17 protein-coding genes are annotated in these 20,527 nt (G+C 65.7%); 10 read left to right on the forward strand and 7 right to left on the reverse strand.

The features are described from left to right. Positions 1-3: 3 nt before the first annotated feature. Positions 4-1,404: a glycoside hydrolase family 28 protein gene (locus tag ACEN9F_RS31075; protein ID WP_413426574.1), complete on the reverse strand. Its 1,401-nt coding sequence runs from the start codon at positions 1,402-1,404 to the stop codon at positions 4-6. A gap of 110 nt (positions 1,405-1,514) precedes the next feature. Here ACEN9F_RS31075 and ACEN9F_RS31080 point away from each other — a divergent pair, with 110 nt between their 5' ends. Further along, positions 1,515-1,886 (forward strand): GFA family protein, encoded by a 372-nt coding sequence (locus ACEN9F_RS31080; protein ID WP_413426576.1) that lies wholly within the window; start codon positions 1,515-1,517, stop codon positions 1,884-1,886. A gap of 90 nt (positions 1,887-1,976) precedes the next feature. Next, the gene (locus ACEN9F_RS31085; protein ID WP_413426578.1) at positions 1,977-2,336 is read left to right on the forward strand and encodes a hypothetical protein; all 360 of its coding nucleotides are present in this window, start codon (positions 1,977-1,979) and stop codon (positions 2,334-2,336) included. 3 nt (positions 2,337-2,339) lie between these two features. On the opposite strand, the gene ACEN9F_RS31090 is transcribed toward ACEN9F_RS31085, so the two are convergent. After that, complete coding sequence (locus ACEN9F_RS31090) at positions 2,340-3,242, reverse strand: LysR substrate-binding domain-containing protein (RefSeq protein WP_413426579.1); 903 nt, start codon at positions 3,240-3,242, stop codon at positions 2,340-2,342. A gap of 109 nt (positions 3,243-3,351) precedes the next feature. Between ACEN9F_RS31090 and ACEN9F_RS31095 the strand changes: the two genes are divergently transcribed. Further along, a complete protein-coding gene (locus ACEN9F_RS31095) occupies positions 3,352-4,101 on the forward strand; it encodes an SDR family NAD(P)-dependent oxidoreductase (protein WP_413426581.1) in 750 nt (249 codons plus the stop codon). Here the strand turns inward: ACEN9F_RS31095 and pyk are convergent. The 4 genes from pyk to ACEN9F_RS31115 all read right to left on the reverse strand — a co-directional run bounded on the left by pyk (position 4,098) and on the right by ACEN9F_RS31115 (position 9,310). Then, the gene (gene pyk, locus ACEN9F_RS31100) at positions 4,098-5,516 is read right to left on the reverse strand and encodes a pyruvate kinase (RefSeq protein ID WP_413426583.1); all 1,419 of its coding nucleotides are present in this window, start codon (positions 5,514-5,516) and stop codon (positions 4,098-4,100) included. The two genes, ACEN9F_RS31095 and pyk, sit on opposite strands and share 4 nt — an antisense overlap. A 12-nt stretch (positions 5,517-5,528) precedes the next feature. After that, positions 5,529-6,788: a glycerate kinase gene (locus ACEN9F_RS31105; protein ID WP_413426585.1), complete on the reverse strand. Its 1,260-nt coding sequence runs from the start codon at positions 6,786-6,788 to the stop codon at positions 5,529-5,531. Between the two features lie 13 nt (positions 6,789-6,801). Continuing rightward, a complete protein-coding gene (locus ACEN9F_RS31110; RefSeq protein ID WP_413426586.1) occupies positions 6,802-8,148 on the reverse strand; it encodes a dicarboxylate/amino acid:cation symporter in 1,347 nt (448 codons plus the stop codon). Between the two features lie 73 nt (positions 8,149-8,221). After that, complete coding sequence (locus ACEN9F_RS31115) at positions 8,222-9,310, reverse strand: tartrate dehydrogenase (RefSeq protein WP_413426588.1); 1,089 nt, start codon at positions 9,308-9,310, stop codon at positions 8,222-8,224. Positions 9,311-9,423: 113 nt separating this feature from the next. Here ACEN9F_RS31115 and ACEN9F_RS31120 point away from each other — a divergent pair, with 113 nt between their 5' ends. The 6 genes from ACEN9F_RS31120 (at position 9,424) to ACEN9F_RS31145 (ending at position 17,433) form a co-directional block, all read left to right on the forward strand. Next, positions 9,424-10,341: a LysR substrate-binding domain-containing protein gene (locus tag ACEN9F_RS31120; RefSeq protein WP_413426590.1), complete on the forward strand. Its 918-nt coding sequence runs from the start codon at positions 9,424-9,426 to the stop codon at positions 10,339-10,341. A 62-nt stretch (positions 10,342-10,403) separates the two neighbouring features. Further along, positions 10,404-11,282: a sulfurtransferase gene (locus ACEN9F_RS31125; RefSeq protein WP_413426592.1), complete on the forward strand. Its 879-nt coding sequence runs from the start codon at positions 10,404-10,406 to the stop codon at positions 11,280-11,282. 69 nt (positions 11,283-11,351) lie between these two features. Further along, positions 11,352-12,611 carry a right-handed parallel beta-helix repeat-containing protein gene (locus ACEN9F_RS31130; RefSeq protein ID WP_413426594.1) on the forward strand — a complete coding sequence of 420 codons (1,260 nt, stop codon included), beginning with the start codon at positions 11,352-11,354 and terminating at the stop codon, positions 12,609-12,611. 126 nt (positions 12,612-12,737) lie between these two features. Then, positions 12,738-13,868 (forward strand): FIST signal transduction protein, encoded by a 1,131-nt coding sequence (locus ACEN9F_RS31135; RefSeq protein ID WP_413426596.1) that lies wholly within the window; start codon positions 12,738-12,740, stop codon positions 13,866-13,868. Positions 13,869-13,871: 3 nt separating this feature from the next. Next, on the forward strand, positions 13,872-14,963 hold the full coding sequence (locus tag ACEN9F_RS31140) for an ATP-binding protein (protein WP_413426598.1): 1,092 nt from the start codon (positions 13,872-13,874) through the stop codon (positions 14,961-14,963). Positions 14,964-15,063: 100 nt separating this feature from the next. Beyond that, the gene (locus ACEN9F_RS31145) at positions 15,064-17,433 is read left to right on the forward strand and encodes a beta-L-arabinofuranosidase domain-containing protein (RefSeq protein WP_413426600.1); all 2,370 of its coding nucleotides are present in this window, start codon (positions 15,064-15,066) and stop codon (positions 17,431-17,433) included. A gap of 6 nt (positions 17,434-17,439) precedes the next feature. Here ACEN9F_RS31145 and ACEN9F_RS31150 read toward each other — a convergent pair whose 3' ends face one another. Beyond that, positions 17,440-19,503, reverse strand: a complete 2,064-nt coding sequence (locus ACEN9F_RS31150; protein WP_413426602.1) for an AsmA family protein — start codon at positions 19,501-19,503, stop codon at positions 17,440-17,442. Between the two features lie 126 nt (positions 19,504-19,629). Between ACEN9F_RS31150 and ACEN9F_RS31155 the strand changes: the two genes are divergently transcribed. Continuing rightward, complete coding sequence (locus ACEN9F_RS31155; RefSeq protein ID WP_413426604.1) at positions 19,630-20,511, forward strand: neutral zinc metallopeptidase; 882 nt, start codon at positions 19,630-19,632, stop codon at positions 20,509-20,511. The last annotated feature ends 16 nt before the right edge of the window (positions 20,512-20,527 follow it).

Here is a 20,527-nt window from a genome sequence, read left to right on the forward strand (position 1 = left end):
GCATCAGCTTTCGTTGACAAAGCCCCGCACATTCTCGGTGAACACCGGCGTCCCGGTGATGGTCTTCACTTTGATGTTGCGCAGCGTGACGTCCTTGACCGGCAGTTCCGCCTCGGCCTTGATCGCGCAGAGGAACTTGGCATGCTCGACCGTGACGTTGCTGACATGCAGGCCCTCAATCGGCGTCAGGCGCCGCTCGTAGGTGGGTACCAGGTTGCGCCACTGGTACAGCACATCGGTCTCCACGCTGAGCACGCCGCCGGCGATGCGGGTCGCGCTGACGTTCGAGACGAAGATGTTCTTGACGTAGCCGCCGCGCCGCTCGTTGGTCTTGACGAACAGGATGTTGTTGATGGTGCTCGGCTTTTCCGAGTCGCCGTGATCGAAGTGGCAGTTGTCGACGAAGACGTTCTCGATCCCGCCCGACAGCTCGCTGCCGATCGCCATCAGCTGGTGGCCGTTCTTGACCCGGCAGTTGCGCATGATGATGTTGCGGCTGGCGACGCCGAGGCGCCAGGCGTCGCGGTCGCGGCCGGACTTGACGGAGATCGCGTCATCGCCCTGATCGAAGACGCAATCCTCGATCAGCACGTTCTGGCTCATCTCGGGATCGACGCCGTCGTTGTTATGGCCGTTGGCCTTGATCTTCACGCGGCGGATCACGACATCGCTGCACAGGTAGGGATGCAGCACCCAGAACGGACTGTGCTCGATGCTGACGTCTTCGATCAGCACATGCCGGCAACGGTTGAACTGCACAAACTGCGGCCGCAGGTTGGCCTGGCCGCCGGTCATCTGGCGCTTGGCGACCTCGACCCCGGTGGCCGACATATGGTACAGCGCGACCAGCGCATCCATGTGAGGCTTGGGCCGCGCATACCAGACCTGCCAGACGTCCAGCCGGGCTTGCAGCTTGCCTTCGCCGCTGATCGCCACGTTTTCGCATTCGAAGGCGTACACCAGCGGCGAGTAGTTGTAGCACTCCAGGCCTTCCCAGCTGGTCATCACGGCGGGCAGGTAGTCGGCGGGATTGGACGAGAACAGCAGGGTGGCGCCCTTGGCCAGGTGCAGGTTGACGTTGCTCATCAGATGGATCTTGCCGGTCGGCCAGACGCCTTCGGGGATCACCACGATGCCGGAACCTGCGGCGTTGGCCGCCGCGATCGCGCTGGCGATGGCGGCCGAGGTTTTTTGCTGGTCGTCCTGCGCGGCGCCGAAGTCGGTGATCGGGAAGCGCCGGCTGCCGCTAAAGTCCGGGATGTCGATGGCCGGCATGTCGAACGGCGCCGCCGCGCGCACCTGGGTTCGCGCCGGGCGCAGCGTCATGCTGCCACAGCCGGCCAGCAGCGGCACGGCGAATCCGGCAAACATGACCTTGCGCCGATAGGCTGAATGCGGAACCATGGGACATCTCCGTAGGACGAGGACTGCCGAGTGTAAGCGAATCGATAAGAACGCGGTCCTGGCGGCGTAAAATAATCAGCACCATGACCGTTTTTATAAGGAGACGCGCGATGTTACGAGGCAGCTGTCTATGCGGCGGCATAGCGTACCGGGCCGAGGGGCCGGTCAGCGGCGCCAGCCATTGCTACTGCATCATGTGCCAGAAGCAGCACGGCGCCGCCGCCGGCTCCTACGCCAATGTCGCCAGCGCCGGCTACGTCGTCGAGCGCGGCGCCGACCTGGTGACCGAATATGCGTCGTCCGGCCATGGCCGCCGTGGTTTCTGCCGCATCTGCGGCTCGACGCTGTTCTGGCGCAGCACGCAGACGCCGGACCGCATCGCCGTCACACTGGGCACGCTGGAGCCGGAATACGACGGTTCGGTGGAGGAAGAATTGTTTACAGAAACCAAGCCTCATTGGCTTCCTGTCATACGCCTGTAATTTCTATGTGGCAATATGCTCCTGTCTCTCTCGTTTTTCGAACGTTTTACTGCCTCTGTTGAGGCAGTTTTTTTTTACGGAGCCGCCGGCATGTCCACCGCAGAGGTTTTGTTTGCCCGTCATGGGGACGGCGTCGAAATGACGCTGCGCATCAACGGCCACGACGTCGCCGCCAGTGCCAGCCAGGAACACATCGCGCGCGAGCTGCAGATGCGGCGCATCCGCCATATCACCATCGACGGCCTGTTTGAGACCGATCTGCCGACCTCGGACCGGACCGTGAAAGCGGCGTCCGAGGTGAATTTCCAAGAGCCGATGGCCGCCCTGAAGCTGATCGCCGCCTGCGCCTCGATGGGCGAGGTCGCGGCTTATCCCTTTCCGGAACGCCGCGCCAAGCCGCGCCCGTCGGTCGATCCGGCGCCGCCGGTCAAATTGTCCAGGCAGGATTGAGGGCTAACGCGCCGCGGCGGCAAAGCGTTCGGCGATCCAGTCGATGAACACGCGCAGGCGGTTGCTCAAATGCCGGTTCGGCGGATACACGACGTGGAACGGGTAGGGCGCCGGTTGCCAGTCTTCCAGCACCGGCACCAGCGCGCCGCTGGCGATCTGCGCGCGCGCCGTGTAGGCGAAGGTCTGGATGATGCCCAGTCCCGCCAGGCCCGCCGCGAAGTGGGCATTGCTTTCGTTGACGCCGACCGCGTGCCGTAGCGAGACTTCCAGTTTCTCCCCCGCTTTGTTGAACCGCATCGGCGTCACGCGGCCGCTGCGGGCCGACAGGTAGTTGACCACCCGGTGGCCGGCCGCCAGGTCGTCCGGATGCGTGGGCACGCCGTGCCGCTTCAGGTAGGCGGGCGTGGCGCAGGTGACCCAGCCGGCGGCGCCGATCTGGCGGCCGATCATCGACATATCGGTCAGCACGCCGCCCCGTATCACGCAATCGACGTTGTCGGAGATGAGGTCGACATGACGGTCGCTGACGCCCAGGTCGATCTGGATGTCCGGGTAGCGTTGCAGGAAGTCGGGCAGCGCCGGGATCAGCAACAGGCTGGCCGTCGAGCCGCCACAATCGATGCGCAGGTGGCCGCGCGGCTTGGCCTGGGCGCTGCCGAAGCTGCCGTCGATATCGCCCAGTTCCTTCAGCAGCCGCCCCGTTTTTTCATAGTAGGCCGCGCCGTCCGGCGTGACCGACACCCGGCGCGTGGTGCGCTGGAGCAGCTTGACGCCCAGGTGCGATTCCAGCGACTGGATCAGCTTGGTCACCGTCGCATTCGGCATGTGCAGCGAATCCGCCGCCTTGGTGAACGTGCCTGCTTCCACCACGCGCGCAAACACGCGCATCGCCAGTAATTGGTCCATTGTTGTCCTTGATTATTCACATAGGGGAATAACGTATTTGGTTGTGGCTACTTTATTCAACAATCTTACAGGCATAAAGTAGCCACATCAATCACCCAAGGAGTAGATCATGAGCAAGAAACTGGAAGGCAAGGTAGCACTGGTTACCGGCGGCACCACCGGCATCGGCCTGGCTTCGGCGCAGGAATTCGCGGCGCAGGGGGCACAGGTGTTTGTCACCGGCCGCCGCCAGACCGAACTGGACGCGGCGGTCGCCGCCATCGGCCACGGCGCCATCGGCGTGCGCGCCGACAGCAGCAAGCTGGACGACCTGGATCGTTTATATGCGGAAATCAAGGCCAAGGCCGGCCACCTGGACGTGGTGTTCGCCAACGCCGGCGGCGGCGACATGCAGCCGCTGGGCAGCATCACCGAAGAGCATTTCGACCGCGTCTTCGACGGCAACGTCAAGGGCACGCTGTTCACCGTGCAGAAAGCGCTGCCGCTGCTGAAAGACGGCGGCTCGGTGATCCTGACCGCGTCGACCACCTCGGTGCAGGGCACGGAGAACTTCAGCGTCTACAGCGCCAGCAAGGCCGCCGTGCGCAACTTCGCCCGTTCCTGGCTGCTGGACCTGAAACCGCGCAACATCCGCGTCAACGCCATCAGTCCCGGTCCGGTGCGCACCCCCGGCCTGGCCGGCCTGGTGCCCGCCGAGCATGTCGACGGCCTGCTCGGCCACCTGTCGACGCTGGTGCCCATGGGCCGCCTCGGCGAGCCTGCGGAAATCGCCAAGGCCGTGCTGTTCCTGGCCTCGGCCGACAGCAGCTTCGTCAACGGCATCGAGCTGTTCGTCGACGGCGGCGCGGCGCAGATCTAGGCGATCTGCGCGATACGCAGCAGGTTGGTCGTGCCGGGCGTGCCGAACGGGATGCCGGCCGAGATGACGATGGTGTCGCCAGTCCTCGCGATGCCTTCGCGGCTGGCGGTCTGGCAGGCCCACGCGCTCATTTCAAGCACGTCGACCACCTCGTGGCACAGCACCGGATGCACGCCCCAGGCCAGCGCAAGGCGGCGGGCGATGGCCTGGCGCGGCGTCATGCCGACGATGGGCGCGTGCGGCCGCTCGCGCGCCATGCGCAACGCCGAATAGCCGGAGCTGGTGTAGGCCACCACCGCCGCCACGTTCAAGGCCTGCGCGACGCTGCGCACCGCGATGCCGATGCCGTCCGACGCCAGCGCCGCCGTACCGCCGTCATGCGCCGCCAGCGCCTCGCGATAGTACGGATCGGCCTCGGTCTGCGCGATGATCGAGTGCATGATGCCGACCGCCTCCAGCGGATACCGGCCGGACGCCGATTCGGCCGACAGCATGACGGCGTCGGCGCCGTCGTAGATCGCGGTGGCGACGTCCGAAGCTTCGGCGCGGGTCGGCACCGGCGCGCCGACCATCGACTCCAGCATCTGCGTGGCGACGATGACCGGCTTGCCGGCCTTGCGGCAGGCGCGCACGATGCGCTTCTGGATCGCCGGTACCTGTTCCGGCGGCATTTCCACACCGAGATCGCCGCGCGCCACCATCACCGCGTCGCTGGCGGCGACAATGGCTTCCAGGCTGGCGATGGCGGCCGGTTTTTCCAGCTTGGCGACGATGCCGGCGCGGTCGCCGACGATGGCCCTGATTTCGGCGATGTCCTCGGCACGCTGCACGAACGACAGCGCCACCCAGTCCACTCCGAGGCTCAAGCCGTAATCGAGGTCGGAGCGGTCCTTGGCCGTCATCGCCGACAGCGGCAGCACCACGCCGGGTACGTTGACGCCCTTGCGGTCCGACACCCGGCCGCCGATGACGACGTGGGTTTCGGCATGCTCCGGCCCGAACGACTCCACCCGCAGCCGCACGCGGCCATCGTCGATCAGCAGCTCGGTGCCGGTCTCCAGCGCGCTGTAGATCTCCGGATGCGGCAGCGCCACGCGGTGCCGGTCGCCGGCCAGTTCGTGGTCCATGTCCAGGCGAAAGGCGTCGCCCGGCGTCAGCGTGACCGTGCCGTCGCCGAAGACGCCCAGGCGCAGCTTCGGTCCCTGCAGGTCGAGCAGCACGCCGATGGGGCGGCCGCTATCGCGCTCGATGGCGCGGATGATGTCGAGCCGCTGTTTGTGGTCGGCGTGATTGCCGTGGCTGAAGTTCAGGCGGAACACGTCGGCGCCGGCGTTGAACAGGGCGAGGATGGTGTGCTTGTCGCTGCTGGCCGGGCCGAGCGTGGCGACGATCTTGGCGTTGCGGTTGCGGTGCATGATGGTGTCCGGTTAGCGCGTCACGAGCAGTGCGCGGAAGTCGTTGACGTTGGTGAGGGTGGGGCCGGTGACGACGCTGTCGCCCAGCGCCTGGAAGAAGCCGTGGCCGTCGTTGTCGGCCAGGCTGTCGCTCGGGCGCAGGCCGGCGGCCCATGCGCGGGCCAGCGTGTCGGGGGCGATCCAGGCGCCGGCGATTTCCTCCTGGCCGTCGACGCCGTCGGTGTCGCCCGCCAGTCCGTGCACGCCGGCCTCGCCTTGCAGGGCGATTGCGCAGGACAGCAGGAACTCGACATTGCGTCCGCCGCGCCCCTGGCCGCGCACGGTGACGGTGGTTTCGCCGCCGGACAGCAGCACGCACGGCGCCGCGAACGGCTGGCCGCGCCGCGCCGCCTGCAGCGCGATGCCGGCCATGACCTTGCCGGCGTCGCGCGCCTCGCCTTCCAGGCTGTCGCCCAGGATGTAGGGGGTGACGCCGGCGCCGGCCGCCACCCGCGCGGCGGCGTCGAGCGCCATCTGCGGCGTGGCGACGATGCGCACTTCGGCCCGCGCCAGGCGCGGATCGTCCGGCTTGACCGATTCGCCGCGGCCGCTGCGCAGCACATCCATCACATGCTCCGGCAACCGCATGCCGTAGCGGCGGATGATGTCCAGCGCGTCGGCGCAGGTGCTGGCGTCGCCCACGGTCGGGCCGGAGGCGATGTCGCGCGGGTCGTCGCCGGGCACGTCGGAGATCAGCAGCGTGACCACCCGCGCCGGATGGCAGGCCGCGGCCAGCCGGCCACCCTTGATGGCCGACAGGTGGCGGCGCACGCAGTTCATCTCGCTGATGCTGGCGCCCGATTGCAGCAGCAGCTGGTTGACGTGCTGCTTGTCTTCCAGGCTGATGCCGTCGGCCGGCAAGGGTAGCAGCGAGGAGCCGCCGCCGGAGATCAGGCACAGCACCGTGTCATCGGCGCTCAAGCCCTGCACGCGGTCGAGCATGCGGCGCGCGGCGGCCAGGCCGGCGGCGTCGGGTACCGGGTGGGCCGCTTCGATGATCTCGATGCGTTCGCAAGGCACGGCGTAGCCGTAGCGTGTGACCACCAGCCCGGTGAGCGGGCCTGGCCAGTTGCGCTCCACCGTGCGCGCCATCTCGGCCGAGGCCTTGCCGGCGCCGATCACGATCAGCCGCCCCTTCGGCGCCTCGGGCAGGGCGGGCGGCACGCACAGCGCGGGCTGTGCGGCGGCGATCGCGGCCTCGAACATATTGAGCAGCAGCTCGCGTTGGTTCATGGTGTTCTCCCGTTCAAGCCGAGGCCTTGTGCACGACCGCCAGTTCGGCCGGTGCGTGCTCGGGCTCGTCCTGGGTGTACAGCGCCTGCATCTCTTCCGGCGTGGATTCGCCGTTCAGCACGCGGTGCATGCGGTCGCGGTCCAGCGCGCCGACCCAGCTGGCGATCGCCATGGTGCCGACCGCGTTGCCGATGGTGTTGGTGATGGCGCGCGCTTCGGACATGAAGCGGTCGACGCCGAGCAGCAGCACCATGCCGGCCACCGGGATCTTGCCCATCGAGGCCAGCGTCGCCGCCAGCGTGATGAAGCCGGAGCCGGTCACGCCGGCCGAACCCTTGGAGGTCAGCATCAGCACGCCCAGCACGATAAACTGGTCCATCATGGTCAGCGGCGTGTTGGTGGCCTGGGCGATGAAGATGGCGGCCATGGTGTAGTAGATGCATTGGCCGTCCGGATTGAAGGTGACGCCGGCGGGGATCACCAGGCCGACCACCGGCTTGGAGACGCCGATATGTTCCAGCTTGCGCATCATCTGCGGCACCACCGACTCCGACGAGCTGGTGCCCAGTACGGTGAAGATCTCATCCTTGATGTAACGCAGGAACTTGAGCAGGCTGAAGCCGGAGACGCGCGCCACCAGGCCCAGTACGACAAACACGAACACCACGCAGGTCAGGTACATGGAACCCATCAGCTGGCCCAGCGACACCAGCGAACCGAGGCCGTATTTACCGACGGTGAAGGCGATCGCGCCAAACGCCGCCAGCGGCGCGATGCGCATGATCATGCCGACCACGATGAACATGCTGTTGCTGAACGCCTCCAGGAAATCGACCACCGGCTTGGCGCGCCGGCCCATGTGCGACAGCGCCACGCCGAACATCGTCGCGAACACCAGGATCTGCAGGATGTCGTTCTTGGCCAGGGCGTCGACCACGCTGACCGGGATCATATTCAGAACGAAGCCCATGAATGTGTCGTGCTTGGCGGCGGCGGCCGTGTAGCTGGCGATGCTGGTGGTGTCCAGCGTGTGCGCGTCGACGTTCATGCCGGCGCCGGGTTGGACGATGTTGACCACGATGAGCCCGAGCAGCAGGGCGAAGGTGGACATCACTTCAAAGTAGATCAGGGCGCGCACGCCGACGCGGCCCAGCTCTTTCATGCTCTCCATCTTGGCGATGCCCAGCACCACCATCGCGAAGATGACCGGTGCGAATACCATCTTGATCAGGCGGATGAAGCCGTCGCCCAGCGGCTTCAGGTCGCTGCCGAGCTGCGGGTAGAAAAAGCCCAGCAGCCCGCCGGCGATGACGCCGATCAGGACCTGGACGTATAGTTTTCCAAAAAAACGCTTGTACATGATAGGTCTCCTATTCTGTTGTGCTACGCGGATCGCGTCCCGCCATGCTCTGCGGCTGGTCGGGAGGCGCCACTCAGGCTGCTTTGCGTTGCTGGCCCGTGCCCAGGAAGTCGCACACGGCGCGGGTCACGTCGGCGGTGGTGGCCGTGCCGCCCAGGTCGCGCGTGTGCAGCGACGGGTTGGCGGTAACGTGTTCGATCGCTTGCATGACGCTCTTGGCCGCGTCGTGCTCGCCGAGGTGATCCAGCAGCATCACCACCGACCAGAAGGTGCCGACCGGATTGGCCAGGCCCTTGCCCATGATGTCGAACGCGGAGCCGTGGATCGGCTCGAACATCGACGGATAGCGGCGCTCGGGATCGATGTTGCCGGTCGGCGCGATGCCCAGGCTGCCCGCCAGCGCGGCGGCCAGGTCGCTCAGGATGTCGGCGTGCAGGTTGGTGGCGACGATGGTGTCCAGGGTCGCCGGGCGGTTGACCATGCGCGCGGTGGCGGCATCGACCAGTTCCTTGTCCCATGCGACGTCCGGGAAATCGCGCGAGACTTCCAGCGCGATCTCGTCCCACATCACCATCGCGTGGCGCTGGGCGTTACTCTTGGTGATGACGGTCAGCAGCTTGCGGGGGCGCGACTGCGCCAGCTTGAAGGCGAAGCGCAGGATGCGCTCGACGCCGACGCGGGTCATCATCGAGACGTCGGTGGCGGCTTCGATCGGATGGCCCTGGTGCACGCGGCCGCCGACGCCGGAATACTCGCCTTCCGAGTTTTCGCGGACGATCACCCAGTTCAGGTCTTCCTGCTTGCAGCGCTTCAGCGGGCCGTCGATGCCGGGCAGGATGCGGGTAGGGCGCACGTTGGCGTACTGGTCGAAGCCCTGGCAGATCTTCAGGCGCAGGCCCCACAGGGTGATGTGGTCGGCGATGTCCGGGTCGCCGGCGGAGCCGAACAGGATGGCGTCCTTGCCGCGCAGCGCGTCCAGGCCGTCGGCCGGCATCATCACGCCGTGCCGGCGGTAGTAGTCGCCGCCCCAGTCGAAGTCTTCGAATTCGAACTTGAAGGTCTTGCTGTCGGCGGCCAGCGCGGCCAGCACCTGTTGGCCGGCCGGCACGACTTCCTTGCCGATGCCGTCGCCTGGAATGGTTGCGATGTGGTAGGTCTTCATGGGGTGTCTCCTGTGTATGGGTGGCGGGTAGTGGGTGCACTGTAAGGGCTGGACGGCACTGTTTAAGAAGGCTAAACTCAAGCCATTGTTAACCTCCAGCTCAACAATCATTCATGAGTACCAGCGGATTCCAGCCTGCGGAACTGGGCTTTATCGTCTCCCTGTCGAGCGCCGGCAGCCTCAGTGGCGCGGCGCGGGAGCTGGGCATCACCACCTCGGCGGTCAGCAAGCGGTTGTCGATCATCGAGGCGCGGGTGGGCGTGCCGCTGGTGAACCGCACCACGCGGCGCATGAGCCTGACGCCGGAAGGAGAGGTCCTGCTGGAGCATGCGCGCCGCATCCTGGGCGAGATCGCCGACCTCGATCAGTTGCTGACCACGTCCAAGGGCATGCCGAAAGGGCAACTGAGGGTCAATGCGACGCTGGGATTCGGGCGCCTGCATATCGCGCCGGCGATTTCCAAGTACGTTCTGCGGTATCCGGAGGTGGACGTGCAGCTGCAGCTGTCGGTCGATCCGCCGGCGCTGACGGACGACCAGTTCGACGTCTGCGTGCGTTTCGGCGCGCCGGCCGATACGCGCGTGATCGCCAAGCGGCTGGCGTCGAACCGGCGGCTGCTGTGCGCGTCGCCCAAATACCTGGCCGCGCGCGGCGAACCGAAATCCCCGGCCGAACTGCGGCGGCATAACTGCATCTGCATCCGGCAGGGGGACGAGGCCTATGGCCTGTGGCGGTTGTTCAGCGGACGCGAGTCCGAGCGCGACGCGGAAGCGGTGAAGGTGCGCGGCAACCTGGCGACCAACGATGGCGAGATCGCCGTCAACTGGGCGCTGGACGGCCACGGCATCCTGATGCGGGCCGAATGGGATATCGAGCGCTATCTGGAATCGGGCCGGCTGGTGCAGGTCCTGCCGGCCTACCGCACGCCGGACGCCGACATCTATGCGGTGTATCCGCAGCGGCACCAGCTATCGGCGCGGATCCGCACCTTTGTCGAGTTCCTGACCGAGGTCTTCGAGCGCTTCGACTGAAAAACCGGATGCCCGGCGCGGCGCGGGTAAAATAACGAGGTTTGCGTCAGATTCCCTTTCATATGCGTGATTTTTCCGCCATTGCCGATGTGCGCCAGGACCTGGTCCGGGGGCGCCAGCTCATCGCGCCCGCGTCGCTGGCGGCGATGATCGCCGCTGCGCCGGCTGGCGGGTGGCGTTTGTTTGAAGTCGGCTGCGGCGGCGCGGCGCTGTTCGAGCAGGCGCATATTCCCGGCGCGGCGTATGTGGATACCTGCCAGGTCGAGCAGGCGCCCTTGTGGAACAAGGTGTCGGACGACGCGTTGCTGGCGCTGCTGCTGGCGCGCGGCGTGCGCCACGATACGACGGTGATACTTTACGGCCGCAATAACCTGGCGGCCGCGCGGCTGGCGCATTTGCTGCTGTATGCGGGCGTCGGCGATGTGCGGCTGCTCGATGGCGGCTTCGCGCTGTGGCAGGCGGGCGGCCATCCCTGCGAGCGCGGGCCGGCGCCTTTGAGCGTAGCCGCGCGTGACTTCGGCGTGGCATTCCCCGCGCATCCCGAGTACATGATCGATACCGCCCAGGTGCGCGCGTTGCTGGAGCGGCGCGACGGCACGCTGGCCAGCATCCGCACCGAGGCCGAATTCACCGGCAAGGTCTCGGGCTACAGCTACATCAGCGCGGCCGGCGATATTCCCGGTGCGCGCTGGGGGCAGGCCGGCGAGGACGGCGACGTCAATAGCATGAGCACCTATCACTGCGCGGACGGCAGCATGAAGCCGGCAGCCGACATCGGCCGGCAGTGGGCGGAGGCGGGCATCGTCGGCGGCCAACGCACCGTGTTCTATTGCGGCACCGGCTGGCGCGCTTCGATGGCGTTTTTTTATGCGTGGCTGATGGGCTGGAGCGATATCAGCGTCTATGACGGCGGCTGGTGCGAGTGGAGCAGGTCCGGCTGACGATTATCAGATTGATGATTTTTTCGCGGCGCGTTGCCGCTGCGGCCCGATGCTCTCTACAATAAGGGCATGATAAATCGACTTGTCCTCTTCTTGTGCGGCTGCGCGCTGACGCCCGCGTTTGCGGCTGATTATTATGTGGCGCCAAACGGCAGCGATGCCGCCGCCGGCACGCAGGCCGCGCCGTGGCGCTCGGCGACGCACGCGCAGGAGCGCGCGCAGCCCGGCGACACCGTTTATTTTCGTGGCGGCCGCTATGTCTACACGGCGGGCGTCAACGCCTGCGCCAGCCGCACCGCGACCGTCAACGCCGTCACGCTGGACAAGGACGGTAGCGACGGCAAGCCGATACGCTACTGGGCCTATCCCGGCGAGACGCCGGTGTTCGATTTTTCGGCGATGAAGGATGATTGCCGCGTCAAGGGCTTTAACGTCACGGCCAGCTGGATTCACATGAAGGGGCTGGAGGTGACCGGCGTTCCCCAGCAGCCGGAGAACCGGCTGAATCATGAGTCATGGGGCGTGTGGATCAGCGGCAGTCACAATATCTTCGAGCAGCTCAACCTGCACCACAATATGGGGCCGGGACTGTTCATCAAGGACGGCGCCTACAACCTGGTGCTCAACAGCGATTCGCATCACAACTACGATCCCTATACCTCGAACGGCGCGGGGCAGAGCGCCGACGGTTTCGGTGCGCACATCAAGGCTGGCCAGCCGGGCAATGTGTTCCGGGGCTGCCGCGCGTGGGCGAATTCGGACGACGGCTTCGATCTGATCAACGCGTATTCACCGGTGACCATCGAGTATTCGTGGGCGTGGCTGCAGGGCTATCTGCCGGGGACCATGACGCCGCTGGAGGCGGGCAACGGCAACGGCATCAAGGCCGGCGGCTACAGCGGCAAGTATGCCGCCAATGGCGTCAAGCACACGGTGCGCTACTCGGTCGCATTCGCCAACAAGGCGGCGGGCTTCTACGCCAACCACCATCCGCTGGCGGTCGATTTCTTCAACAATACCGCCTTCGACAACCGGCCGGACTACAACATGCTGGGCATCGCGGCGGACGGCAGTCCTGTCAACCTGGGCAACCTGCGCCGCAACATCGCCTACGGTCCCAAACCGACCGCCAACACGGAAGGTCTCGACATGGCCGGCAATTCATGGACCTTGCCGACGCCGGTCGGCGCCGCCGATTTCGAGGACATCTCCAGCGCCGGCTGGGACGCGCCGCGACAGGCCGACGGCAGCCTGCCGGTGCTGCGCAGTTTCCATCCGCATGCAGGCGGCGCCTTGACCGGCATGGGGGCGTTTTCCGCACCACGTTGAGCGCTGCGGTCACTTGCATCGCATGATGCAAGTGACGCATGTCCATGGCAAAAAAAATCATTGCGCGCAACACTGGCAACGCTGTTTTCACCATACAATCAACCGGCGATGTCCACGGGGGAGCGTATGCAAATCACTCAATTCCAGATCACCCAGAGCGCCGCGCTGGCTGAGCTGGACCTTCCGGCCGATGCCGATCTGATATTGGTGTTCGGCGCGCGGCTGCTGCTGCAGGATGCCGCGCTGTTTCCCGCGTTGCGCCGCGCGTGTCCGCGCGCCTTGATCGCCGGCTGCAGTACCGCCGGCGAGATTCGCGGCACCGAGGTGCATGACGGTAGCGTCGTGATCACGGCGCTGCGCTTTGCCGATACCCGGGTGCGCATGGTGGCCGCCAAAGTCGAACTGAGTTCCGACAGCCGCCAGGCAGGGGAGTCGCTGTCGCGCCAGTTGCTCGGCGAGGGACTGCGCCACGTGATGGTGTTGTCCGACGGCTTGCACGTCAATGGCAGCGAGTTGGTGCTTGGGCTGCGGGCGGCGCTGCCGCCGGGCGTCAACGTCACCGGCGGCCTGGCCGGCGACGGCGCCGACTTCGGCGCCACGGTGGTGCTGGCCGATGCACCTGCCGCGCGTCAGATGGTGGCGGCGATCGGATTTTACGGCGAACGCCTGCGCATCGGATACGGCTCGGTCGGCGGCTGGGATGCGTTCGGGCCGGAGCGCCGGATCACCCGTGCCGAGGGCAACCTGCTGTTCGAGCTGGATGGCGAGTCGGCGCTGACCTTATACAAGACCTATCTCGGCAAACAGGCCGACGGCTTGCCGGCGTCGGCTCTGCTGTTCCCGCTGGCGCTGCACCAGTCGGACACCGACACGTATGTGGTGCGTACGGTGCTCGGCGTCGACGAGGCCGCGCAGAGCATGACCTTCGCCGGCGACATGCCGGTCGGCGCCTCGGTCCAGCTGATGAAGGCCAATTTCAACCGCTTGGTCGACGGCGCGATCCTGGCGGCCGAGGACAACCTGGTGCAGCTGAACGGCAGCGCGCCCGAGCTGGCCATCCTGATCAGCTGCATCGGCCGCAAGCTGGTGCTGCAGCAGCGCATCGAGGAGGAGACCGAGGGCGTGGCCGATGTCCTGGGGGCGCAGGCGGTGCTGGCCGGCTTTTATTCCTATGGCGAGATCGCGCCGCACAGCGCGTTGACCCGATGCGAACTACATAACCAGACCATGACAGTGACCACCTTCAGCGAGGAGTGAGGCATGCATCCGCTACTGGAGCGTCAGCTGCGCAAGTACTGCCGCAACGGCGAAACCGATATCACGGGCCTGAGCCAGGCGATCGACAACGCTTACCAGGGCTTTGAAAACGACCGGCTGCTGATCGAGAATTCGCTGGAAATCATGTCGCAGGAACTGGGCAAGCGCAACCGCCAATTGGCCGAGCAGCTGGCCGACAAGCAGCGCATGATGGACCAGCTGAGCGCCAGCAACGACAGTTTGCTGGAACTGAACCGCAAGCTGGAGGCCGCCCGCAATCAGCTGCTGCAGTCGGACAAGATGGCGTCGATCGGCCAGCTGGCGGCCGGCGTCGCCCACGAGATCAACAATCCGATCGGCTACCTGTATTCCAATTTCAGCACGCTGCAGAATTATGTGAAGCAGCTGTTCGGAATGCTGCAGGCCTACCAGGACGCCGAGGCGGACATCGGCGCGCCGGCGGTGGCGCAGGCGCTGGGCGCGCTGCGGCAGGACATCGACCTGGATTACCTGCGCGAGGATATCCCGCAACTGATGGACCAGTCCAAGGACGGCCTGGAACGGGTGCGCCGGATCGTCCAGGATCTCAAGGACTTCTCGCACGTCGATGCGCAGCAGACCTGGCACTGGTTCGACCTGCACCGCGGCATGGATTCGACGCTCAACATCGTCGCCAACGAGGTCAAATACAGCGCCGACGTGGTCAAGGAGTACGGCAAGCTGCCCGATATCGAATGCCTGTCGTCGCAGATCAACCAGGTGATCATGAACCTGGTGATCAATGCTGCCCACGCGATCGCGCCGGCGCGCGGCACCATCACGCTGCGCACCGGCGCGGAGGACGACAAGGTCTGGTTCTCGGTGAGCGACACCGGCGCCGGCATCGCGCCGGAACACCGCTCGCGTATTTTCGATCCGTTTTTCACCACCAAGCCGGTTGGCAAGGGTACGGGCCTGGGCTTGTCGCTGACCTATGCCATCGTGCAGACCCATGGCGGCAGCATCGACGTCGAGAGCGAAGTGGGGCGCGGCACGACCTTCAAGGTGACCCTGCCGGTCCATCGCGCCGAGGCCGAGGCGGATCAACCCGGATAGCCTTGTGCAGAATTCGTCATTTTTTGCGGGCCGCCGATGCAAGACGGCCGAGGCGCTATGGCGTTACATTATCCCTTGGGCTGATTTTTCAAGGATAGGTATGCGCGCGTCTCCATCGTCTCGTCAACGCAGGCTGCTGTTGCAGGGCGCCGCCAGCCTTGGGCTGGTGTCCGGATGGAGCATGCGGGCCAGCGCCGCCACGGCCGTCGGCGGCGTGCCATCGGCCGCGAAGGCGGTGCCGCTGTCGGCGGTGCGGCTGCTGCCGTCGGTCTATGCCGATGCGGTCCAGGCCAACCTGGCCTATCTGCTGCGCCTGAGCGCCGACCGCTTCCTGCATAACTACCACCGCTTTGCCGGCCTGCCGACCAAGGGCGCGCTGTACGGCGGCTGGGAGGCCGACACCATCGCCGGCGAAGGGTTGGGCCATTACCTGTCGGCGCTGTCGCTGATGCATGCGCAGACCGGGCTGCCGGCACTGAAGCCGCGCATCGATTACATCGTCGCCGAACTGGCGCGCGTGCAGCAGGCACAGGGCGACGGCTACGCGGCGGGCTTCATGCGCAAGCGCAAAGATGGCACGGTAGTCGACGGCAAGGAGATCTTCCCCGAAATCATGCGCGGCGAGATCCGCTCCGCCGGCTTCGATTTGAACGGCTGCTGGGTACCGCTGTACAACTGGCACAAGGTGTTCGCCGGCCTGTTCGATGCGCAGACGTATGCCGGCAACGCGCAGGCGCTGCAAGTGGCGCTGGACCTGGGCGGCTATATCGGGAAGGTCTTCGCGGCGCTGAGCGACGAGCAGGTGCAGCAGGTGCTGGGGTGCGAGCATGGCGGTATCAACGAGAGCTTTGCCGAGCTGTATGCGCGCACCGGCGATAAACGCTGGCTGGCGCTGGCGCAGCGGCTCTATCACCACAAGGTGCTGGACCCGTTGGCGCAGGGCCGCGACGAACTGGCCAACCTGCATTCGAACACGCAGATACCGAAGCTGATCGGCCTGGCGCGCCTGCACGAGCTGACCGGCCGCCGCAGCGACGCCGACGCGGTCGGCTTCTTCTGGAAGGCCGTCACCCGGCATCACAGCTATGTCATCGGCGGCAACGGCGACCGCGAATACTTCTCCGGACCGGACACTATCGCCGCCCACATCACCGAGCAAACCTGCGAGGCCTGCTGCAGCTATAACATGCTGAAGATGACGCGCCACCTGTACAGCTGGGCGCCGGACGCCGCGTATTTCGACTACTACGAGCGCACGCATCTGAACCATATCCTGGCGCACCAGAATCCGCGCACCGGCATGTTTACCTACATGACGCCGCTGATGTCCGGCACCGCGCGCGAGTTCTCCAGCGAGGAGAACGATTTCTGGTGCTGCGTCTTGTCGGGCATGGAGAGCCACGCCAAGCATGGCGATTCGATCTATTGGGAGAATGCCGACACGCTGTTCGTCAACCTGTACATTCCTTCGATGGTGGACTGGACGGCGGCGGCCGCGCGGCTGGAGTTGACGACGCGCTATCCCTTCGAAGGCGACATCGACATCAAGGTCAAGCGGCTGGCGGGGCAGCGCTACTACACGCTGGCGCTGCGGATTCCTGCCTGGGCGACGGGCCACACGCTGCTGGTCAACGGCAAGCAGTTCGCGGCGCCCCGCGATAAGGGCTATGCGCTGATACGCCGCCGCTGGCGCGCGGGCGATACGGTGCGCCTGTCGCTGCCGCTGGACCTGCGGCTGGAGTCGGCGGCCGGCAACGACCGTGTGGTGGCGCTGTTGCTCGGCCCGATGGTACTGGCGGCCGACCTGGGCGCGGCCGACAAGCCGTTCAATGGACTGGCGCCGGCGCTGGTCGGCACCAACATCCTGTCCTCGTTCGCGGAGGGCGACAAGGCGAAAGCCGTGTACCGCAGCGTCGGCAGCGGACGGCCGGGCGACATGAAGTTCACACCGTTCTTTGCACAGTACGAGCGGCGCGCGGCGGTCTACTTCAATGCCTATACCGAGTCGGAGTGGGCGGCGTCGGAGGTGGCGTTCCGAAAGGAGGAGGCGCGGCTCAAGGATCTGGCGGCGCGCTCGGTCGACGTCATGCACCTCGGCGAGATGCAGCCGGAGCGGGACCACGACCTGCAGTCGGATATCTCGTATCCGGTATCCTATCGTGGCCGCAACGGCCGCGATGCGCGCACCGGCGGCTACTTCAGCTTCCGCATGAAGAGCGGCCCGGGTGCGCTGGCGCTGCAGGCGACCTACTGGGGTGAGGAACGCAACCGCGACTTCCACATCAGCGTGGACGGCGAGCGCATCGCCCATGTGGTACTGGACGGCAGCCGGCCCGGTGAGTTTATCGACCAGGATTATCCGGTACCGGAGCGGCTCACCAGCGGCAAGTCGACTATCGTGGTGCGCTTCGATCCGGAGCCCGGCCACACGGCGGGGCCGGCCTTTGGCGTGAGACTATATACGCGGTAGTTTTCTTTAGCGCTTGACCTGCGGCTGCACGTTCTGCGCGTTCGCTTGCGGCGCCACTTTTTGTGGCTTGGCTTGCGTCGTCCTGGTTACGTTGCGGGTTTGATTTGCTTCCTTCAACGCGGCGGCGCAATCGACCGGCTCCACGCGGCCCGGATTCACCAACGGCAGGATGGCCGCGGCGGGCCCCATGACGGTGGCCAGCGCCACGGCGGCGCCGGCCTTGAGCGCCAGCGGGCCTTTGTACGGACCCACATCTGGATTGGAGAAGGTGCCCTTGGCGTACAGCGGCGTGCGCAGCGAGATGATGCGCACACCCTTGGTCTTCGGCCGCACGTCGAGATCGAGCGTCTCCTGCGCCAGGTCGATGCCGCCGGTGATGTCGATCACCGCTTCCTTGGTGTCGATGACGAAGCGGCGCGTTTGCGCCTTGCCGTGTTCGACCACGAAATCGCCGGCAGCGCAATTCAGCTCGATCTGCTTGTCGCCGAACAGCTTGACAAACACCACGTTGGCCAGGTTCAGGCCCGCCGCTTCCAGGATGAATTTGCTGATCGAGCCTTCGCTGACGGTCGCACCCAGTTCTCCGCTGGACGTGGCCAGCATCGAGGAAATCGAATTGCCGGTGCCGACCAGCGCGGCGTCGCCGTTGACTTCACCGAAGCTGGCCTGCATCGATTGCAGCTTGGGGAACAGCTCACGGATCTTCAGGTGGCGCGCTGCCATCTTGATTTGCGCATCGATCTGCTTCTTGCCGCCGTCCAGCTTGATGTTGGAGGTGATGTCGCCGCCGGCCATGCCGAAGTTCAGCGGCGTCAGGGTCAGCACCTTGTTCTTCATGACGATGCGCGTTTCGATATCCTGCAGAGGAATGTCGTGCGTGCGCACCAGTTTCTTGCCGGTGAATTTGACGTCTGCGTCCAGCGCATCCCATTTGGCGGTGTTGAATTGTTCCACCGGCAGGGCTTTGCCGGCCGGCTGGTTCTTCGCCTTGCCGCGCGAGGCCTTGCCGGCATTGCTCTCCGCGCCGATGGTCGGCCCCAGGTCGTCCAGGCGCAGCTGGCGCGAGGTGAGGGCACCGGTCAGCAGCGGCCGCGGTTTGCGCGGACTGTAATTCAGCGTGCCTTCCAGGTCGCTGCCGCCGACTGTGCCGATAAATTCGCGGTAGGTCCAGTCCCATAGCTCGCCACGTTTTTTGCCAATCAGGCGGCCGGTGGTGGCGTAGGCCGGCGTCTCCGGCAGCAGCACGCCGGTCAGCGGATACAGGTCGGCCATGCTGGCGCCGGCCAGCGACAGCTTCAGATCGAGGCCGGACAGCGTGCGTGGATCGGTCAGCGTGCCGGAGATGCCGATTTTGTTCTTGCCCAGCGTGGCGTTGGCCTCCAGCGGGAAGTTGGTGTGCTCAGCGTCCAGCGTCAGTACGGCGCCGGCGCGGCCGCCGCCGCTGATCGGCGCGTTGTGATAGGTGCCGCCGAGATCGAACTTCATGCCGTACTTCGGCGCATTCGCATCGCTGAGCGAGATGGCCTTGGCGCGCAGATCGAGGCCGATACCGCCGTCGACGTAGCGCAGCGTGCCGTTGCTGAAGGCCAGCCGGCGGATATCGACGTCCCATGCGGAGGGGCCGTTGTCCTTGAAGGTCCAGGTGTTGCTGCCATCCGCGCGGCGTTCGGCGGCGACGGTGACGCTGTCCAGCGCCAGGTCGCTGATGACGACTTCCTTGTGCAGCAGCGGCAGCGGATGCACGGAGACGACGATGCTGCCGACATCGGCCAGTTGCGGGCCGGCCTTGGTCCAGTCGGGATTGACGATATGGACTTCCTTGGCGCTGATCTCGGGGCGTGGCACATAACGCCGCCAGCCGCTTTCGGTGGCGTCGCCCTGGTGCCAGCGCACGCGCAGGTCGCCGTTGATGGCGAACTCGCGGCCGATGGTCTCCGATACCTTGTGATTGATCCACGGGCGCGCACGGTTCCAGTCGTAGGTCAGCACGAAGACGATGAGCGCAGTGACCACCACCAGCAGTGTGGCGAGAATACCGAGCAAAATATTGATGGGTCGAGATGTTCTCATGAGCACATGCTACGCCCCGTGCAAGGGGCGCAATGTGCGTTATGCCACAGTGCGGGGTAAAACGTTGCTCCCCTTGGCCCGGGCGGCGTATAGTGATATCAGAAAATCCACTCGGGAGTAGAAAATATGAAATGGGAAGGCAATCGCCAAAGCGACAACGTGGAAGACCGGCGTGGTGAAGGCGGCGGTGGCGGCCGGAGCGGCTTCGGCGGGCGTTCGATTGGCATCGGCACCATCGTCGTCGCGCTGGTCGGATCGTATTTTCTCGGTATCAGTCCGGTCACTCTGCTGAATTTGTTAAGCGGTGGTGGCGGTGGGGGCATGACTTCGGAGCAGCAGGCTCCGGCGCATGCGCCGCCTGCTTCCGACCATGAGGCGAAATTCGTGTCGACCGTGCTGGCCGATACCGAGGACACCTGGACCGCGTTGTTCAGTGCCGGGGGCGAGACCTATGTCAAGCCGAAGCTGGTTTTGTTTTCCGACAGTACTCCGACCGCCTGCGGCACGGGAGATACGGCAACCGGTCCGTTCTACTGCCCCGGCGACCAGAGAGTGTATATCGACCTGAGCTTCTATCGCCTGATGCAGGAGCGCTTCAAGGTTTCCGGCGAATTCGCCGAAGCCTATGTGATCGCCCATGAGGTCGGGCACCACGTTCAAAACCTGATGGGAGTCTCCGGCAAGGTGGACCAGGCGCGGCGGCGCGCTTCGGAAAGCCAGTCCAACGCGCTTTCCGTGCGGCTGGAACTGCAGGCCGACTGCTTCGCCGGCGTCTGGGCATTTCACGCGAACCAGGCGCGCCATATCCTTGAGCAGGGCGACATCGAAACCGCGCTGAAGGCGGCCACCGCGATCGGCGACGACGCCCTGCAGCGCCAGGCACAGGGGCGCGTGGTGCCGGACTCGTTCACGCATGGCACCTCCGAGCAGCGCGTGCGGTGGTTCAGGAAGGGGATAGAGACCGGTCAGGTCGCGCAGTGCAATACCTTCGAGGCGCGCCAGCTGTAGACCGGCCAACTGCGCG

The sequence above is a fragment of the Duganella sp. CT11-25 genome (assembly GCF_047302815.1).
GTDB lineage: Bacteria > Pseudomonadota > Gammaproteobacteria > Burkholderiales > Burkholderiaceae_D > Rugamonas.